The sequence below is a fragment of the Kitasatospora sp. NPDC004289 genome, from assembly GCF_053602875.1.
In genome coordinates this window covers 83124-97388 of sequence record NZ_JBSGEL010000020.1, presented here as the reverse complement: position 1 = coordinate 97388, position 14265 = coordinate 83124, and the positions used below count along the sequence as shown (strand labels likewise).

Below are 14265 nucleotides of genomic sequence, written 5' to 3'. Positions count from 1 at the left end.
AACCAGACCACATGACCACCCACGCCCAGCCCAACACCACCACCGAGGCCGCGGAGTTCGCCGCCTTCCTCGTCGGCCACCTCGGCGGCCGCACCCACGAGACCGTCAGCGCCGAGTTCCACAAGCTCGTCGCCGCCGTCACCGAACACGGCAAGAAGGGCTCCCTCGTCCTCGCCATCACCATCGAGCCCAGCAAGGGCCACGTCGACGGCGACCCCCTCGCCATCAGCGTCGACAGCACCCTCAAGGCCCCCAAGGCCACCCCGCCGGCCTCCCTCTACTTCGTCGACGCCAACGGCAACGCCACCCGCGAGGACCCCCGCCAGATCGCCCTCGACTTCCGCACCGTCACCATCAACGAGACCTTCAAGGACGCCTGATCATGACCACCGCCGACAACCTCCAGACCGTCGTCGACACCGCCACCCGCGCCGCCGCCGGCCAGCCCCTGGCGCCCGGCAAGGTCTACGCCTTCAACACCCCCGGCGGCGTCCACAAGGTCGACCTCACCGGGCCCGAGCACACCGGCATCCCCGCCCGGAAGTCCGGCACCACCACCGTCCGCGACGCCGCCAGCTTCCTCACCTACTACGGCAAGCACAGCGACGACGAGTCCGAGGTCTACGCCGACGCCGAGCGGCTCACCGTCACCGCCGTGCTCGACGCCCACACCGCCGACACCCCCCGCTGGTCCGACCACCGCCTCCAGCTCGCCCTCCGCCCCACCAAGTCCTGGCAGGAGTGGACCGCCGCGTCCGGCCGCCTCATGGACCAGGAGGCCTTCGCGAACTTCCTGGAGGACCACCTCGCGGACCTCATGGAGCCCGACGCCGCCACCATGCTGGAGATCGCCCAGTCCATCCAGGCCGCGACCCAGGCGAACTTCCAGTCCGGCACCCGGCTCACCTCCGGCGAACGCCGCTTCGTGTTCACCGAGGAGACCACCGCCAAGGCCGGCCAGCGCGGTGAGCTCACCATCCCCGAAACGTTCGTGATCGGCCTCAAGCCGTTCGAGGGCTCGGAGGGCTTCCGGCTCACCGCCCGGTTCCGGTACCGCATCCACAGCGGCAACCTCCAGCTCGGCTACAAGCTGGAGCGCCCCGAGTACTACCAGGGCCTCGGCTTCGACGGGGTGCTGACGGAGATCGCCGAGGGCATCGGGCAGCCCGTCATGAACGGCTCCCCGCTGCGGGCCTGACGCCCCACAAGCCGCCCGGGCGGGGCCGCACCCTCCCCACGCCCCGCCCGGGCCACCAACCACCCTCCCCGCCACCACAGGAGCACCCCAGCGTGAGCAACGTCCGGCCCTTCCCGGCAGCCACCGACGAGGACGACGGCGAGTTCATCGACCGCCGCGTCCCCGCCGACAAGGCTGCGGAGCAGGCGGTGCTCAGCGCGTGCATGCACGACGGTCACGAGCAGGCCGCCGCCGCCTACACCGCCGCCGGCGCCCTCATCAACCGTGCCGACTTCTACCACCCCGCGCACCAGCTCCTCTGGGACGTCATCGGCAAGCAGATCGCAGCCGAACAGCCCACCAACCCCATCGCCCTCCACGCCGAGGTCGACAAGGTCGGCCAGCTCCGCATGATCCAGGGCGGCGCCTACCTATGGGAGGTGGCCAGCGCCCCGAGCACCGCCGTGGAGTACTTCGCTGGCATCGTCCAAGAGAAGGCCGCGGCCCGCCGCAAGGCCGAACTCGGGATCCGCCTCGCCACCGAGGTCGCCCGCGGCGCCGACCCGCAGTTCCTCGACCAGCTCCTCCGCGAGCACCTCCAGGAAGAGGAGACCCGCGCCGCGGGCGGCCGCACCAGCTCCGTCGACGCCCTCCTCGCCGAGATGCTCGACACCACCGCCCTCGACAACATGCCCGCCCTCGAACCCCTCGTCGGGGACCTCCTCCACCTCGACACCCTCGCCCGCGTCATCGGCCCGTCCGGGCACATGAAGTCCTTCGTCGTCATCGACTTCGCCGGCCACGTCGGCACCGGCAAGCGCTGGCACGGCAAGCACGTCCACCAGGGCACCGTCATCTACCTCGTCGCCGAAGGCGCCCGCGGCATCCGCAAGCGCGTCCGCGCCTGGGAACAGCACCACGGCCTGCGCATGGACAACGTCCTGTTCCTGCCCCGCCCCGTCCAGGCCATGGACCCCGAGTGGCTCACCCTCATCGAGGCCTGCAAGCGGCTCGGCCCGGTGTTCATCATCGTCGACACCCAGGCCCGGGTGTCCGTCGGTGTCGAGGAGAACTCGGCGAAGGAGATGGGCCTGGTCGTCGACCGCATGGAACAGCTCCGGGCGGCCACCGGCGCGTGTGTCCTGGTCATCCACCACACCGGGCACGTCGGCGACCACGGCCGCGGCTCCTCCTCCGCCAAGGGCGCGCTCCAGTCCGAACTCCACGTCTCCAAGCGCGGCGACCGGGCCTCCAACACCATCGTCACGATCAAGACCGGGAAGCAGAAGGACGACGAGCAGGGCGCCGACTTGGAGTTCGGGCTCCGTGTCGTCGACATCGACGGGGAGACCAAGCCCGACGGCTCCCCGCTCACCTCCGTGGTGCTCCGGCCCCTCGACCCGTCCGCGCTGCCGGCCGAACCCGGGACCGCCCGGTACGTCATCGAGGCCCTCGACAAGGCCGGCGTCCCCAACACCTACGGCCGGGACAAGCTCCGCACCGAGTGCAACCGGCTCGAACTCCCGGTCCGGAACGACGTCCTCGCCGAGGTCACCCGGCTCCGCAAGGCCCGAACCGGACAGAACACCCCAAACTACCTGTCCCCAAACCTGTCCCCGGCCTCTCCGGCGAAACCTGTCCCCATCCCCGGGACAGATCCTGACGAAATGCCAGGTCAAACCTGTCCCGGACAGCCCGGGGACAGCTTGGGGCAGGTGGAACCCGGACCTGTCCCCATGTCCCCGAACCTCGGTTCGGGACAGGTGGACGGACCACCCACCCCCACCGAACCCATCTGCACCCTCTGCACCAAGCCCATCAACCCCGACTGGGCAGCACGCGGATACACCACCTGCCTCATCTGCGACACCACCCCCAACGACACCTGACGGCCCGCCAGCGGCCGACCGGTCCACACCCGCCCCGCGCGCCTGCCCGCCCGCACACGACCCCCTGGAGCCCCTCGTGACCACCATCGACATCACCGGCCTCGACAAGGCCGCCGTCCTCGCCGCCCTCTACAACGCCAGCCAGCAGCAGGGCCTCGGGTTCCTCAACCCCCGTGGCGCCGCGCCGATCGCGGTCGAGCAGGCCCAGGAGCTGATCGAACAGGCAGGTGACCGGCTGGAGTTCGATTACGTGCACGGCCGGGCACTGAAGGTCGACATCAGTGGTGACTCCTTCAGTCCGCGGGGGTTCGACCGAGACAACGGGCCGGGTGCGGCTCGGGCAGCGCTGGCCGGCCTGCTGGCAGTAGCGGCGGCAGGGTCGTGATGGCCCGCCAGTTGCCGCCCGGGCGGCTCTGGTCGAACTGCACGCACCGCGACGGCGAGACCGGACCGACCTGCGGCACCCCCGCCACCCAGCAGCGGATCGGCCTGCACCGGTGCGACGCCCACGCCGCGGACCTGTGGCCCTGCACCGCGCCGTACAAGCTCAACGGCCGCCGGTACTGCGGGATCGACCACGAGGCGATGGGTCACATCTACGGCCCGGTGTGCCGGAACCCGGAGCCGGTCGAGGGGGTCGGGTCCTGATGCCGATCCGCCCGGAGAACCGCGACCGCTACCCGAAGGACTGGCCGGAGATCAGCAAGGCGATCCGGTTCGAGCGCGCTGGCGGCCGGTGCGAGTGCACCGGGGAGTGCGGGCGCCTGTCCCACCCCGGCCGGTGCCCGAACCGGCACGGTGAGCCTGCCTACGACTCCCGCAAGATCGTCGTCCTGACGACCGCTCATCTCGACCACACCCCGGAGAACTGCGACCCCGCCAACCTCCGGGCGATGTGCCAGGGCTGCCACAACAACTACGACGCCGCCCACCGCCGCGAAACCCGAGCCCGCACCCGGCGAGCCACGACGGAGGACGCCGGCCAGTTCACCCTCACGTTCGAGTAGCCCACCCCCGCTGACCAGCGTCAACACCCAAGGAAGGACCCCGCCGTGACCCGCCAACACCCCAAGCACAACACCATCGAGACTCTCCTCCGGCAGGGCCTCTCCAACGCCGCCATCAGCCGGCAGACCGGCGCCGACAAGAGCATCCCCGCCCGCCTCCGCGCCGACCTCGGCATCCCGCCCACCGACCCGCAGCCGCTCACCCTGGAGCAGAAGTGGACCGCCAACACGCGCGAGGTCGACGGCGGCCACCTTGAGTGGACCGGCCCCGTCACCTCCACCTCCTCCGCCACTCCCGTGATGCGCTACCGCGACCAGCTGTACACCGCTGGCCGAATCGCCTTCCGCCTCCACCACGGCAGCGACCCCGCCGGCTACGCCAAGCCCGGATGCGGCATGCGGCACTGCGTCGCCCCCGACCACCAGGTCGACACCGCCACCACCCGGCCGGTCCACGGGCCGAAGCTGGTCCACGCGACGCCGGCGTTGAAGCTCGCCGCGCAGGTCGTTGAGGAACCGGGTGGGCACGTGGGCTGGTCCGGGGCGCGGGACAAGGGTGTGCCGTTGCTGCTGCACCGTGACTGGCGTGGTCCGGCGGCGCGTTTCGTGTTCCGGGAGCGCTGGGGTCGGGAGCCGGAGGGTCTGGTGCTGGCGGCGTGTGAGTTCCCGCACTGCCTGAACGGTGACCACCTCGACGACGCTGCAAGCCGGGCAGCGCACCGCCGGGCGTTCGCCGCCCTCGGGCTGTGACCAGCGTCAACCGCCCGGAGGCGGGCACGACGAAGAGCCGCACGGCAGACACCGAGCAGCTCGCGGGGCAGGGCGGGTCAGGGCTGAGGCGGGGCTCCAGCGAGGTGATCGCGGAGAACCTGCGCCGCCCGGTCGGGCCCGCCGACCTGGTCCACCAACTCGCCGAGCTCAACCGGCACCAGCGCGGCGGCCCGCTTGCCGCGGCTGGTGAGGAAGTAGCCGCGGCGCAGGAGCCGGACGCCGGCGAGGAGTTCGCTCAGGTTGGCGCGGGCTTCAGCGATCGGGTGATCGCTCTGGTTTGTGTCCATGGAGCCGAGATTACCAAAGCGGCTTGATGTACATGAAGGCGCTATGTACATTTGAGAAGTAGGCCAAACCCTCCGCCCCACAGCCCGCCTGAAGGAGCCCGCCGTGACTGCCACCGAGATCCTTGCCGCCGGCTTGGTGCACCTCTGCACCCCCGGCCCGCAGACCGGCTGGCCCCACCGCGTGCAGGACCTGCTGGACGAGCGGGAGACCGCCGCCCAGGCCGAGCGGGCCGCCGAGTACGGCACCCCCGCCTGGCTGCACGCCAACGCCGCCCGCATCGCCGCGGAGACCCGCCTCGCCCAGCTGCTGAACGTCCCGCCCCGGCCGGCCGCGCCGCCCGGCCACGACTGGCTCCACACCGCCGCCTGACCGCCCCTCAGCCCCCGGAGACCCACGATGGCCCGCTACACCGTCACTCTCGTCACCAGCGCCAGCACCGTGGTCGAGGTCGACGTCCCCGACGACGTCACCGACCCCGAGGAGATTGCCGCCCTCGCCTTGGAGCAGAACAACGAGCCGGACCTGTGCCGTCAGTGCTCGCACGCCGGCGGCCAGGAGCTGTACCTCGGCGACGAGTGGGAGCCCAACCGCTTCGACGGCGCCCTGACCATCACCAAGATCGGATGAGCGCCGTGACACCGCCCCGCCTGCTGGACGCCTTCTGCTGTGCCGGAGGGGCCGGCCACGGCTACCACCTCGCCGGATGGGACGTCACCGGCATCGACATCGTCGACCGCCCCAACTACCCGCACCGCTTCGTCCAGGCCGACGCCGTCCAGTTCATCGCCGAACACGGCCACGAGTACCAGCTCATCCACACCTCCCCGCCCTGCCAGGCCAAGTGCGCACTCACCGTCGGCACCAACGCCTCCCGCGGCTGGGGCGCCGAGCACGAGGACCTGGTCGCCGCGACCCGGGCCGCGCTCGCCGTGGCGGGCCGGCCGTACGTGATCGAGCAGCCCGACGGTCGCGCCCCGATCCGCAAGGACCTCTCCCTGTGCGGGGAGATGTTCGGCCTCGGCGTGATCCGACACAGGAACTTCGAGCTCGGCGGCTGGTCGATGCCGCAGCCCCCGCACCTCAAGCACCGCGGCCGGGTGCGCGGCTACCGCCACGGCGAGTGGTTCGACGGCCCGTACGTCGCCGCGTACGGCAACGGCGGCGGCAAGGCCACCGTCCCGGAGATGCAGGCCGCGATGGGCATCACGTGGACCGACGTCCGCGAGGAGCTCACCGAGGCGATCCCGCCCGCGTACACAGAGCTGATCGGCCGTCACGCCCTCACCGCCCTCGCCCCGACCGCCGTCGCCGCCTGACCGCCTGGAGCCCGCCATGGACCCGATCCTCATCCACTGGGACCGCACCGTCATCGACCCCAACCCCGCCGACCCCGACGACCCGACCGTCGTGTGCTGCCTCACCAACGACGGCCAGCCCGTAGCCCTCCTCCTCGACAACGAACTGCGCGAGGCACTCGGCCTGCTGCTCGTCGACCCCGACCCCGCCAACTAGCCGCTGGAGCCCCGCCATGAGCGCCGAGACCTACCTCGCCCGCCGCTGCGACCACCGCGACGAGAACGACGAGCGCTGCGACACCGAGTGGGGCCACCCAACCCGCGTCGACACCCAGCGCGAACTCCGCCGGTACCTGAAGGAGCGCGGTTGGACGTTCGGCCGCCGCGGTGACCGCTGCCCCGACCACGTGCCCGCCTGACCGCCTGTCACCCCGCCGGCCGGGCGCCCGCCGCCCGGCACCACCCCCAGGAGACCTCTCGTGCCCCGTAGCCCGCAGGATCGCGACACCGACCACCTCATGACCGACGCCATCGAGCACGGCCTCTGGCAGTCCCTCGCCGACGCCCTCCGGGCCCTGGAGGACTGGGGTCTCACGCCGCTTGGCGCCATCCGCGAGATTGACGCCGGCCCGGTCATCCACGGCGCGGGGGTTCGTCCGCCCGGCGGCTACCTCCTGCGCTACCAGCCCGCGTTCACGCCGGATCCGGACCGGCCCGGCCACGACCTGCCGTCCGGCTGGCAGGTCACCGTCCGCCCCGCCGCCCCGACCCGCTGACTCACCCCCAGGAGACCCACGTGAACACCACCACGCCCGCCGAGCTCGCCACCCTCCGCGACGAGCTGGCCGCCGCCCGCCGCCAGCTCGACGCCGTCAAGACCTGGGCCGGCGCCCACCTGCCCTGCGGCGTCTGCTGCTCGCACGCCCAGGCCAGCGTCCGACGGGTCCTCGCCGACCCCACCTCGTCCACCAAGGAGGTCTGATCGTGACCACCGCACCTTCCGCCAGCATCACCCCGGACCTTCCGCTCTGGACCTCCGACGACCGGCCCCGCACCACCTTCCAGCTCAGCGTCACCGAATCCACCGGCCCCTTCGTGGACGACAACGGCTGGGAGCAGGGCCAGACCTGCCCCGGCTGCGACCTCCGGCCCGCCGACGGCGAGGAGATCCTCCGCTTCGGCGACCAGTGGTGGCACCTCACCTGCACCCGGACCCGGATGCGCACGGGTGGCGCGGACGCGGCGTGGCTGATGCTCGGCGCTGACCTCGCGGCCCGCCCGTCCCGCTACTCGGTGGCGGAGACCCGGGCGATCGTCCGCAACCTGCTCCGCCTGACCGCCGTCCCGTCCGCCCCGGAGGCCTGACCATGCCCCAGCAGCCCGACACTCTGTACACCGACGCCGTCAACCAGGCCCCGGTCACCATCACCCCCGACCAGTCCGGCTGGTGGCTCCTCAACGCCCACGACGTGTTCATCAGCCCCGCCATGGCCGCCGCCCTGGAACAGCTCTTCGCCACCCACGGCCCCGAAGCGCACGCCGTCCAGGCCCTCCAGGACCACGCCGAGCAGATCGGAGACCTCGGATGATCCAGCCCATGGACAGCCGCCCGCTGGACGAGCACGTGAGGGACGTGGTCCGCGCCGCGTCCACCAGGCCGGACACCTACGTTGAGGTCCCCGTCCAGCTGGACGGCGGCGGCGAGTTCACGCTGACCTTCGAGCGGCCGGCGATCGGGACGCCGACGGTGAGCGAGCACCGCGCCGAGCTGCTGGCCGAGGTCCGCCGCCTGCGCGAGCTCGTCCGCGACACCACCGTCTCGCTGGAGACCATCAACGACCGGCTGGTGTTCGAGGAGCCCGACGCCGCCGACGCCATCCAGGCCGTCATCGACCGGCTCAACCACCGCACCGCCGAGGGGGTCTGACCGTGGACCAGCAGCCCGAGCTCCCGGACCGGTGCCCCCGCTGCTGGTGCGACGACTGCGGCGGCACCCTCGCCGAACACACCCCGGCCGGCTGCCAGTGCGAGAACTGCACCGAGTACTCCAGCACCCCGTGCCTCACCTTCGAGCCGTCCGAGCGGATCGCGATCCTCCACCAGCAGCTCGCCCCGCTCCTCTCCGCCCACCTCGACGCCCGCTCGGCCCGCCGCTGCACCGCGATCGCTCACGCCGCGCACCACGCCCTCATCGACTACGACCACCCCGCCCCTGCCGCCCGTCCGGCCGACTGACCAGGAGACCACCCACCATGACCAACCTGCCCTTCCACACCCCCGCCGACCCGGACCCCGACTTCCCCGCCACCTGGCAGGGCGGCCACGCCCTCATCCTCGGCTACGGCGACTGCGAGTTCATCGCCCAGTGCCAGTGCGGCCAGGACCTGGGCACCGGCCGCCCGGACACGCCGCTCGGCCGGTTCGCCACCGCCTGGGAGCGCCACGTGATGGCCCTGCCCGCCGTCTGACCGTCCGTCACGCTGGCCGCCGCACCCCACGGCGGCCGGCCCCAACCCCCGGAGCACCCGATGACCGACCGCACCCCCGCCCAGACCCTCCGAGCCGCCGCCAAGAAGCTCCGCCAGCAGGCCGACGGCGTCACCGCGGGCCCCTGGACGCACGACCCCGACGTCGTCTGGAACGCCCACCCCCACTTCAACCGGGAGTTCGTCGGAGCCCCCGCCGAGTACGGCAACGCCATCGTCGCCTCCACCGGCACCCCTGAGGACCCTCAGGCCCTGGTCGACGCCGACTGGATCGCCCTGATGCACCCCGGCGTCGGCACCGCCCTCGCCGACTGGCTGGACTCCGCCGCCGAGGACGCCGAGCAGGTCGGCCCCGACCACCACGCCCTCGCCGTCGCCCGACAGCTCCTCGCCGAGGTGGCCGAGTGACCCGCCCGCTGATCGTCCGCGTCCGGGGCGGCCACCACGCCCACGCCGCCCAACCCTCCGCCACCATGCCCGGCCGCCTCACCACCCTGTGCGGCAAGACCAAGTGGGCCTTCCGGATGCACCCCGTAGGCGGGCCCGTCACCTGCCCCAACTGCTTGAAGGGCGAGACGAAATGACCCGCGTCCTCGTCACCGGCGCCCGCAACTGGCCCAACCCCACACCCATCCGCCAAGCCCTCGATGCCCAACTCGCCACCCACGGCGACAACCTGATCATCGTCGTCGGCGACTGCCCCACCGGAGCCGACCACCACGCCCGCCAGTGGGCCACCGACCACCGCGTCCCCCTCGACGTCCACATCGCCAACTGGAACGCCCACGGCCCGGCCGCCGGGCCCCTGCGCAACCACGCCATGGTGGCGGCCGGCGCGGACCTGTGCCTCGCGTTCCCCCTCGGCCGCTCACCCGGCACCCGCAACTGCATGCGACGCGCCACAGCCGCCGGCATCCCCGTCCACGAGCCCGCGGAGGTGACCGAGTGAGCCCCTTCGAGCCCGGCACCGGCTGGGGCAACCTCCAGACCCACGACGGCACCAACTGGGTTCCCGTCACCGGCATCAGCGAGATCACCGTCCACGTCGACCAGCCGACCACCACCGAAGACCTGGACTGGCCGATCCGCCACCTCCGCACCCGCAGGCCCGGCCTCCCGCGCCTCGACAAGGCCGCCCGCCTCGCCATCGCCACCCACATCGCCCGCCAGGAGACCAACCGATGAAGCTCCACGACCGCGCACTCCAGAAGGCCACCGACTGGGCCGAGCGCGCCGACGACGCCGCCCGCCACGCCACCAACCACGTCTCGTACAGCCCCGACGACCGGGACCAGCTCCGGTACGCCGCCGAGGCGCGCGACAACGCCCAGGTCGCGGTCGCCCTCGCCCAGGCGTGGGCCGCGATCGCCCTCGCCGCGAAGGGGAACCCGCAGTGACCCGCCGCCGCCCCACCACACCCCCGCTCACCCGCACCGAACGCGAAGTCCTCGACCGCCTCGTCCGCCGCGGCGCCGGATCCATGAACGCCTCCGACGGCAACCACCTCATCCACCTCTGGCAACTCGACCAGGCCGACCGTGAACGGGACCGCCGCAGCGCCGGCGGGGCCGAGCGCGCCAACAGGGAGCTCAAGCACCGGGCCGAGCGCGCCGAGGCGGACGCCGCCCGCTACTGCGCGGCGTGGGCCTCCGCCCGCACCCGGGCGAAGCAGCAACGCAACATCGTCGAGGCCCACCGCGCCGAGTGCCTCGCCCAGCCCACCTGCTGCGAGGTGTACGACGGCGAGCACTGGGTGCCCGCCGTCCCGTGCGCTCCCATGTTCGCCGCTCAGGTCTACAAGGCGATCGGTGCGGCCCCGCCCGAGCCGACGCACAACTCGTACACCTTCGAGGACGACGGCGAGTTGAACGTCAGCTGTGAGGACTGCTCGGCGTACTCCGACAACGTCGGCGACCACGACGACGCTCGCCGTTGGGCTGAGGCGCACAAGGCCGATCCGTACGGGGAGCGGTCGTGAGCGGCTGGTGGACGGCCGGCCTCTGGGGCGGAGGCCTCACCGTGCTGGTCCTGCTCCTGGCCCTCATGCGCGCTGCCGCGCTCGGCGACCGAGACCCCGAGGAGTAGACCGTGGCCACCGAGCACACCCCGCGCCCGGGCCTGACGTGGGGCACCCACTATGCGACCTGGGACTGCGAGCAGGGCCGTATCGAGCGGGTTGTCCCCGACGACGCACCCGAGCCCCGGCCGAACCGCGCCGCACGCCGAGCAGCAGACCGAGCCACCCGCCGCACCAACACCCCGAAGGAGACCACCCCGTGACCACACCCAGACAGCGCTACGAGGCCGCCCTGAACGGCATCCAGGTCATGCTGGGTCAGCTCGCCGCCGACCTCGCCAAACTGGCCTTCCCGCAGCCCGCAGACGGACCCGAGCCTGCCCCGGAGTGCGGCACGTTCACCTCCTGCGACGGCCACTGTTGCGAGAAGCCCGACCCGGCGCCGCACTGCTGCGAGTGCGGCAGCCTCGACCCCGGCCGTCCGACCTTCTACGAGAACTTCCTCGGCCACCTGCTGTGCTGGCCCTGCGCGGACGGCGACAGGCTCTGCGACTGCCACCAGCCCCCCGCCCGACTCAGCCAGCACGTCCAACCGCCCAACGCGGAGGAGCGGTTGAAGGCCGCCGAAGCCACGATCGGCGCGGTCCGTGAGGCGCGCGATCGGTGGCGTGGGCGCGGCGACAGGAACGCCGACTTCGAGGGGCTCTGGACGGCGATCGGGGAGGCACTCGGCCGGTACTCCAAGCAGCCCCCGGTCGGCAGCCTCAAGGCCGAGTGGGTGCCGAACGACCCCTCCGAGAAGTGCCGTTGCAGCCACGCCTCCGCCGCGCACACCCCCGACGCCTGCCGGACCTGCGCGGAAGACGGCCTCGGCACCCTCCACAAGCACCCGTTCATCGCCCGTTGACGCACGTCAGGAGCCCACCATGCCCAGCAGCATCGCCGCCCTCGCCTTCGCCCTCATCGCCCTCGCCACCGTCATCGTCTCCGCCACCCGGACCGCCCGATCCGCCCGCGAGGCCCAGCGGCACCGGGACCAGGTCGAGCGGATCGCGCGCCGAGTCACCGAGATCAACCAGGCGCCCACGCCCGGCCGTTGCGCGGCGCCCCTCCTGCCCCCGCGTGTCGGCATCGGCTGCCTCTACCTGCACGGCCACAGCGGGGCCCACGCCGACAGGAGCGGCACCACCTGGCTCGACCCGGCCAGCTGACGCACGTCCACGCCCCAGGAGACCATCATGCTGAACGCCCCCATCATCATCCCCACCCCCGTCCACACCCCCAGCAACAGCGGCGACATCCCGAACTCGTACGCCATCGCCTACATCGCTGCCGCCTTCCTCGTCTGGATCGGTGTGGCCGTCTTCGCCGCCCGCCACACCGACCAGCAGGGCAAGCCCACCACCGACACCATCGAGGCTGTCCTCATCGGCGCCGGGGCGTGCATTCTCTGGCCGGTGTCCGCCGTCGCCCTCGGTATCTGGTGGGTCGCCAAGCGCGCCACCCGGCCGAAGACCACCGCCGAGAAGACCGGCCCGCGCACCGCCCAGCCCGGTACATACATGGCCTGCGCCGGGTGCACGCAGCCCGTCCACCCCGGCCGCCCCTGCCCCCGCTGACGCACGTCAACGCCCCAGAGAGGCCACCATGACGACCCAGCCCACCTCCGCTGAAGTGATCGCCCGCATTCGCCGCCACCGCCTCGCCGACGGCATGAGCGCACAGGCCCTAGCCGACGCCCTGACCGCCAACGGCCACCCCATCGCCCGCTCGACCATCGCCAAGCAGGAGACCGGCAAGGCAACCGCGATCACCGTCGACCAAGTAGTCGCCACCGCTCAGGTGTTCAAGATCCCGCCCGAGGCTCTGCTCAGCGACATGCCGTGCGCCATCTGCGAGGGCGAGCCGCCTGCTGGCTTCGCCTGCAACCTCTGCGGCGCCGGAACACCGAACCCCCACTGACCCCGGACACGACAGCGGGGCGCCCCCTCAGCCTGCCAGCCAGGGACGCCCCACACGGTGCTCACACCCTACGCCACCAGCACAGGAGTACGACGTGACCACCAGCACCACCCCCCAGGCCAACCTCCGCACCATCGCCGACCGTTGGACCGACCTCCGCGAACTCCTCCAGACCCGCACCCCCCAGACCTGGCCCCCCGCCGGCCGCCTCGCCGACCACCAGGCCGACCTCGACCAGGACGACCCGGACGCCACCGAGCTGCTGCACCAGCAGGCCGCCGTCGAGCGCGCCGAGCGAACCGCCCTCGCCCCCGGCACCCGGCCGGCCCCGCTCCGAGTCGGCGTGCTGGACGCCCTGGTGGAGATGGAGGCCGAACTGCTGGAGCTCGCCGACCAGATCGCGAGCGCCGTCCAGCGCGCCCCGTTCACCCTGCACGCGGCTTCGCCGTTCGACGAGCGGGCCCGCGACATCGCGCTGGCCACCGCCGCGATGGCCGAGCGGGACCGCACCGACGCGCGCCGCTGGCGCTTCAACCTCGGCCCCCGCACCGCCGAGCACGCCGCCGCCTGGCTCGCCGACCGCCTCGACGGCCCGGCCGGCCCGCACCGGGCTCTGACCTACGCCGAGGGTCGGCAGGTGGCGTACGTGGCCCGCGCGGTGCGGCAGCGCCTTGACCGGGCCCTGGGTGAGACCGAGCGCCGGGCGGTCACCAACTTCCCGTGCGGGTGCGGCGGGCAGCTCGACATCGTCGCGGGCGCGGGCGGGGAGGACCGGCTGGAGTGCCAGCAGTGCGGGGCGACCGCGACGATCGCGGGCATGATCGACCAGATCACCGCCGCCTGACGTGCGTCAACGGGCCCGCCAGCGTGGTGCTGGCGGGCCCCACCCCAACACCGCACCGCCACTGCGAGGATGACGACATGAGCAACGACCTGGCGGCGTTTCTGCAGGCCCGCCTCGACGAAGACGAGCAGATCGCGCGAACCGCGAGCAGGAACGCGAGCGCCGCCTGGCATCTGGACGAGGAGTTCGGCGAGACGGTGCTCTGGTGGCCGCCCGAGTTCCACACGCCCTACGAGCGGGATCGGCACTGGCGTGGGCAGGACATCGAGTTCAGCGGGCAGGCCATCGCTCCGCACATCGCCCGCCACGACCCGGCCCGGGTCCTCGCCGAGGTCAAGGCCAAGCAGTACATCCTCACCATGTGCGCGGACATCGCCACCCGCGGGGCGGAGCCAGAACGCCAAGCGCAGGCCGAGCTCACCCTGCGCGCGCTCGCGTTCCCCTACCGCAGCCACCCCGACTGCCACCCCGACTGGGTGCCCGATCTCTGACCACCCCCGCCCCAACACCCCTGCACCGCTGAGAGGAT

At 72.5% G+C, this 14265-nt stretch carries 33 protein-coding genes; 32 read left to right on the top strand and 1 reads right to left on the bottom strand.

Annotated features, from left to right (window positions below):
* Nucleotides 1-11: 11 nt before the first annotated feature.
* The 7 genes from ACWEPF_RS16245 to ACWEPF_RS16215 all read left to right on the top strand — a co-directional run bounded on the left by ACWEPF_RS16245 (nucleotide 12) and on the right by ACWEPF_RS16215 (nucleotide 4823).
* Nucleotides 12-380, top strand: a complete 369-nt coding sequence (locus ACWEPF_RS16245) for a hypothetical protein (RefSeq protein ID WP_452173051.1) — start codon at nucleotides 12-14, stop codon at nucleotides 378-380.
* Nucleotides 381-382: 2 nt separating this feature from the next.
* A complete protein-coding gene (locus ACWEPF_RS16240) occupies nucleotides 383-1198 on the top strand; it encodes a DUF2303 family protein (protein ID WP_452173050.1) in 816 nt (271 codons plus the stop codon).
* A gap of 92 nt (nucleotides 1199-1290) precedes the next feature.
* Nucleotides 1291-3066 (top strand): AAA family ATPase, encoded by a 1776-nt coding sequence (locus ACWEPF_RS16235; RefSeq protein ID WP_452173049.1) that lies wholly within the window; start codon nucleotides 1291-1293, stop codon nucleotides 3064-3066.
* A gap of 76 nt (nucleotides 3067-3142) precedes the next feature.
* On the top strand, nucleotides 3143-3451 hold the full coding sequence (locus tag ACWEPF_RS16230) for a hypothetical protein (protein ID WP_452173048.1): 309 nt from the start codon (nucleotides 3143-3145) through the stop codon (nucleotides 3449-3451).
* Complete coding sequence (locus tag ACWEPF_RS16225; protein WP_452173047.1) at nucleotides 3451-3714, top strand: hypothetical protein; 264 nt, start codon at nucleotides 3451-3453, stop codon at nucleotides 3712-3714. Before ACWEPF_RS16230 ends, ACWEPF_RS16225 begins: the two co-directional genes overlap by 1 nt.
* A complete protein-coding gene (locus ACWEPF_RS16220) occupies nucleotides 3714-4073 on the top strand; it encodes a hypothetical protein (protein WP_452173046.1) in 360 nt (119 codons plus the stop codon). The genes ACWEPF_RS16225 and ACWEPF_RS16220 overlap by 1 nt, the downstream gene beginning before the upstream one ends.
* A 45-nt stretch (nucleotides 4074-4118) precedes the next feature.
* On the top strand, nucleotides 4119-4823 hold the full coding sequence (locus tag ACWEPF_RS16215; protein WP_452173045.1) for a hypothetical protein: 705 nt from the start codon (nucleotides 4119-4121) through the stop codon (nucleotides 4821-4823).
* Between the two features lie 77 nt (nucleotides 4824-4900).
* On the opposite strand, the gene ACWEPF_RS16210 is transcribed toward ACWEPF_RS16215, so the two are convergent.
* Nucleotides 4901-5131, bottom strand: coding sequence for a type II toxin-antitoxin system prevent-host-death family antitoxin (locus ACWEPF_RS16210; protein ID WP_452173044.1), 231 nt, complete (start codon nucleotides 5129-5131; stop codon nucleotides 4901-4903).
* Nucleotides 5132-5234: 103 nt separating this feature from the next.
* Here ACWEPF_RS16210 and ACWEPF_RS16205 point away from each other — a divergent pair, with 103 nt between their 5' ends.
* From ACWEPF_RS16205 to ACWEPF_RS16085, 25 genes are all read left to right on the top strand, one after another.
* Nucleotides 5235-5501 (top strand): hypothetical protein, encoded by a 267-nt coding sequence (locus ACWEPF_RS16205; protein WP_452173043.1) that lies wholly within the window; start codon nucleotides 5235-5237, stop codon nucleotides 5499-5501.
* Between the two features lie 27 nt (nucleotides 5502-5528).
* The gene (locus ACWEPF_RS16200; protein WP_452173042.1) at nucleotides 5529-5759 is read left to right on the top strand and encodes a hypothetical protein; all 231 of its coding nucleotides are present in this window, start codon (nucleotides 5529-5531) and stop codon (nucleotides 5757-5759) included.
* Nucleotides 5756-6448: a DNA methylase gene (locus tag ACWEPF_RS16195; RefSeq protein ID WP_452173041.1), complete on the top strand. Its 693-nt coding sequence runs from the start codon at nucleotides 5756-5758 to the stop codon at nucleotides 6446-6448. The genes ACWEPF_RS16200 and ACWEPF_RS16195 overlap by 4 nt, the downstream gene beginning before the upstream one ends.
* A gap of 16 nt (nucleotides 6449-6464) precedes the next feature.
* Entirely contained in the window at nucleotides 6465-6644 is a 180-nt protein-coding gene (locus tag ACWEPF_RS16190) for a hypothetical protein (RefSeq protein ID WP_452173040.1), read from the top strand.
* Nucleotides 6645-6660: 16 nt separating this feature from the next.
* On the top strand, nucleotides 6661-6846 hold the full coding sequence (locus tag ACWEPF_RS16185) for a hypothetical protein (protein ID WP_452173039.1): 186 nt from the start codon (nucleotides 6661-6663) through the stop codon (nucleotides 6844-6846).
* A 99-nt stretch (nucleotides 6847-6945) separates the two neighbouring features.
* On the top strand, nucleotides 6946-7203 hold the full coding sequence (locus ACWEPF_RS16180) for a hypothetical protein (protein WP_452173038.1): 258 nt from the start codon (nucleotides 6946-6948) through the stop codon (nucleotides 7201-7203).
* A 20-nt stretch (nucleotides 7204-7223) separates the two neighbouring features.
* Nucleotides 7224-7409 (top strand): hypothetical protein, encoded by a 186-nt coding sequence (locus ACWEPF_RS16175; protein WP_452173037.1) that lies wholly within the window; start codon nucleotides 7224-7226, stop codon nucleotides 7407-7409.
* A gap of 2 nt (nucleotides 7410-7411) precedes the next feature.
* Nucleotides 7412-7792, top strand: a complete 381-nt coding sequence (locus ACWEPF_RS16170) for a hypothetical protein (RefSeq protein ID WP_452173036.1) — start codon at nucleotides 7412-7414, stop codon at nucleotides 7790-7792.
* Between the two features lie 2 nt (nucleotides 7793-7794).
* Nucleotides 7795-8016, top strand: a complete 222-nt coding sequence (locus tag ACWEPF_RS16165; RefSeq protein ID WP_452173035.1) for a hypothetical protein — start codon at nucleotides 7795-7797, stop codon at nucleotides 8014-8016.
* On the top strand, nucleotides 8013-8354 hold the full coding sequence (locus ACWEPF_RS16160) for a hypothetical protein (protein ID WP_452173034.1): 342 nt from the start codon (nucleotides 8013-8015) through the stop codon (nucleotides 8352-8354). The genes ACWEPF_RS16165 and ACWEPF_RS16160 overlap by 4 nt, the downstream gene beginning before the upstream one ends.
* A gap of 2 nt (nucleotides 8355-8356) precedes the next feature.
* Nucleotides 8357-8662 carry a hypothetical protein gene (locus ACWEPF_RS16155; RefSeq protein ID WP_452173033.1) on the top strand — a complete coding sequence of 102 codons (306 nt, stop codon included), beginning with the start codon at nucleotides 8357-8359 and terminating at the stop codon, nucleotides 8660-8662.
* Between the two features lie 17 nt (nucleotides 8663-8679).
* The gene (locus ACWEPF_RS16150) at nucleotides 8680-8895 is read left to right on the top strand and encodes a hypothetical protein (RefSeq protein WP_452173032.1); all 216 of its coding nucleotides are present in this window, start codon (nucleotides 8680-8682) and stop codon (nucleotides 8893-8895) included.
* Between the two features lie 60 nt (nucleotides 8896-8955).
* Complete coding sequence (locus ACWEPF_RS16145; RefSeq protein WP_452173031.1) at nucleotides 8956-9321, top strand: hypothetical protein; 366 nt, start codon at nucleotides 8956-8958, stop codon at nucleotides 9319-9321.
* Nucleotides 9318-9497 carry a hypothetical protein gene (locus ACWEPF_RS16140; protein ID WP_452173030.1) on the top strand — a complete coding sequence of 60 codons (180 nt, stop codon included), beginning with the start codon at nucleotides 9318-9320 and terminating at the stop codon, nucleotides 9495-9497. Before ACWEPF_RS16145 ends, ACWEPF_RS16140 begins: the two co-directional genes overlap by 4 nt.
* On the top strand, nucleotides 9494-9862 hold the full coding sequence (locus ACWEPF_RS16135; protein WP_452173029.1) for a DUF2493 domain-containing protein: 369 nt from the start codon (nucleotides 9494-9496) through the stop codon (nucleotides 9860-9862). The genes ACWEPF_RS16140 and ACWEPF_RS16135 overlap by 4 nt, the downstream gene beginning before the upstream one ends.
* Nucleotides 9859-10098, top strand: a complete 240-nt coding sequence (locus tag ACWEPF_RS16130; protein ID WP_452173028.1) for a hypothetical protein — start codon at nucleotides 9859-9861, stop codon at nucleotides 10096-10098. The genes ACWEPF_RS16135 and ACWEPF_RS16130 overlap by 4 nt, the downstream gene beginning before the upstream one ends.
* A complete protein-coding gene (locus ACWEPF_RS16125) occupies nucleotides 10095-10310 on the top strand; it encodes a hypothetical protein (protein ID WP_452173027.1) in 216 nt (71 codons plus the stop codon). The genes ACWEPF_RS16130 and ACWEPF_RS16125 overlap by 4 nt, the downstream gene beginning before the upstream one ends.
* Nucleotides 10307-10891, top strand: coding sequence for a hypothetical protein (locus ACWEPF_RS16120; protein ID WP_452173026.1), 585 nt, complete (start codon nucleotides 10307-10309; stop codon nucleotides 10889-10891). The genes ACWEPF_RS16125 and ACWEPF_RS16120 overlap by 4 nt, the downstream gene beginning before the upstream one ends.
* 110 nt (nucleotides 10892-11001) lie before the next feature.
* The gene (locus ACWEPF_RS16115; protein WP_452173025.1) at nucleotides 11002-11193 is read left to right on the top strand and encodes a hypothetical protein; all 192 of its coding nucleotides are present in this window, start codon (nucleotides 11002-11004) and stop codon (nucleotides 11191-11193) included.
* Nucleotides 11190-11837 carry a hypothetical protein gene (locus ACWEPF_RS16110; protein ID WP_452173024.1) on the top strand — a complete coding sequence of 216 codons (648 nt, stop codon included), beginning with the start codon at nucleotides 11190-11192 and terminating at the stop codon, nucleotides 11835-11837. Before ACWEPF_RS16115 ends, ACWEPF_RS16110 begins: the two co-directional genes overlap by 4 nt.
* Nucleotides 11838-11856: 19 nt before the next feature.
* Nucleotides 11857-12141, top strand: a complete 285-nt coding sequence (locus ACWEPF_RS16105; RefSeq protein WP_452173023.1) for a hypothetical protein — start codon at nucleotides 11857-11859, stop codon at nucleotides 12139-12141.
* A gap of 27 nt (nucleotides 12142-12168) precedes the next feature.
* On the top strand, nucleotides 12169-12549 hold the full coding sequence (locus ACWEPF_RS16100; RefSeq protein WP_452173022.1) for a hypothetical protein: 381 nt from the start codon (nucleotides 12169-12171) through the stop codon (nucleotides 12547-12549).
* 28 nt (nucleotides 12550-12577) lie between these two features.
* Nucleotides 12578-12892 carry a helix-turn-helix domain-containing protein gene (locus ACWEPF_RS16095; protein ID WP_452173021.1) on the top strand — a complete coding sequence of 105 codons (315 nt, stop codon included), beginning with the start codon at nucleotides 12578-12580 and terminating at the stop codon, nucleotides 12890-12892.
* A 94-nt stretch (nucleotides 12893-12986) separates the two neighbouring features.
* Nucleotides 12987-13736, top strand: coding sequence for a hypothetical protein (locus ACWEPF_RS16090; RefSeq protein ID WP_452173020.1), 750 nt, complete (start codon nucleotides 12987-12989; stop codon nucleotides 13734-13736).
* 77 nt (nucleotides 13737-13813) lie between these two features.
* On the top strand, nucleotides 13814-14227 hold the full coding sequence (locus ACWEPF_RS16085; protein ID WP_452173019.1) for a DUF6221 family protein: 414 nt from the start codon (nucleotides 13814-13816) through the stop codon (nucleotides 14225-14227).
* The last annotated feature ends 38 nt before the right edge of the window (nucleotides 14228-14265 follow it).

Excerpts from the sequence above, each read along its gene's own strand:
- ACWEPF_RS16245 (WP_452173051.1), top strand. The coding sequence starts at position 12 with ATGACCACCCACGCCCAGCCCAACACCACCACCGAGGCCGCGGAGTTC.
- ACWEPF_RS16240 (WP_452173050.1), top strand. The coding sequence starts at position 383 with ATGACCACCGCCGACAACCTCCAGACCGTCGTCGACACCGCCACCCGC.
- ACWEPF_RS16225 (WP_452173047.1), top strand. The coding sequence starts at position 3,451 with ATGGCCCGCCAGTTGCCGCCCGGGCGGCTCTGGTCGAACTGCACGCAC.
- ACWEPF_RS16220 (WP_452173046.1), top strand. The coding sequence starts at position 3,714 with ATGCCGATCCGCCCGGAGAACCGCGACCGCTACCCGAAGGACTGGCCG.
- ACWEPF_RS16210 (WP_452173044.1), bottom strand. The coding sequence starts at position 5,131 with ATGGACACAAACCAGAGCGATCACCCGATCGCTGAAGCCCGCGCCAAC.
- ACWEPF_RS16200 (WP_452173042.1), top strand. The coding sequence starts at position 5,529 with ATGGCCCGCTACACCGTCACTCTCGTCACCAGCGCCAGCACCGTGGTC.
- ACWEPF_RS16195 (WP_452173041.1), top strand. The coding sequence starts at position 5,756 with ATGAGCGCCGTGACACCGCCCCGCCTGCTGGACGCCTTCTGCTGTGCC.
- ACWEPF_RS16190 (WP_452173040.1), top strand. The coding sequence starts at position 6,465 with ATGGACCCGATCCTCATCCACTGGGACCGCACCGTCATCGACCCCAAC.
- ACWEPF_RS16185 (WP_452173039.1), top strand. The coding sequence starts at position 6,661 with ATGAGCGCCGAGACCTACCTCGCCCGCCGCTGCGACCACCGCGACGAG.
- ACWEPF_RS16180 (WP_452173038.1), top strand. The coding sequence starts at position 6,946 with ATGACCGACGCCATCGAGCACGGCCTCTGGCAGTCCCTCGCCGACGCC.
- ACWEPF_RS16165 (WP_452173035.1), top strand. The coding sequence starts at position 7,795 with ATGCCCCAGCAGCCCGACACTCTGTACACCGACGCCGTCAACCAGGCC.
- ACWEPF_RS16160 (WP_452173034.1), top strand. The coding sequence starts at position 8,013 with ATGATCCAGCCCATGGACAGCCGCCCGCTGGACGAGCACGTGAGGGAC.
- ACWEPF_RS16150 (WP_452173032.1), top strand. The coding sequence starts at position 8,680 with ATGACCAACCTGCCCTTCCACACCCCCGCCGACCCGGACCCCGACTTC.
- ACWEPF_RS16145 (WP_452173031.1), top strand. The coding sequence starts at position 8,956 with ATGACCGACCGCACCCCCGCCCAGACCCTCCGAGCCGCCGCCAAGAAG.
- ACWEPF_RS16135 (WP_452173029.1), top strand. The coding sequence starts at position 9,494 with ATGACCCGCGTCCTCGTCACCGGCGCCCGCAACTGGCCCAACCCCACA.
- ACWEPF_RS16125 (WP_452173027.1), top strand. The coding sequence starts at position 10,095 with ATGAAGCTCCACGACCGCGCACTCCAGAAGGCCACCGACTGGGCCGAG.
- ACWEPF_RS16105 (WP_452173023.1), top strand. The coding sequence starts at position 11,857 with ATGCCCAGCAGCATCGCCGCCCTCGCCTTCGCCCTCATCGCCCTCGCC.
- ACWEPF_RS16100 (WP_452173022.1), top strand. The coding sequence starts at position 12,169 with ATGCTGAACGCCCCCATCATCATCCCCACCCCCGTCCACACCCCCAGC.
- ACWEPF_RS16095 (WP_452173021.1), top strand. The coding sequence starts at position 12,578 with ATGACGACCCAGCCCACCTCCGCTGAAGTGATCGCCCGCATTCGCCGC.
- ACWEPF_RS16085 (WP_452173019.1), top strand. The coding sequence starts at position 13,814 with ATGAGCAACGACCTGGCGGCGTTTCTGCAGGCCCGCCTCGACGAAGAC.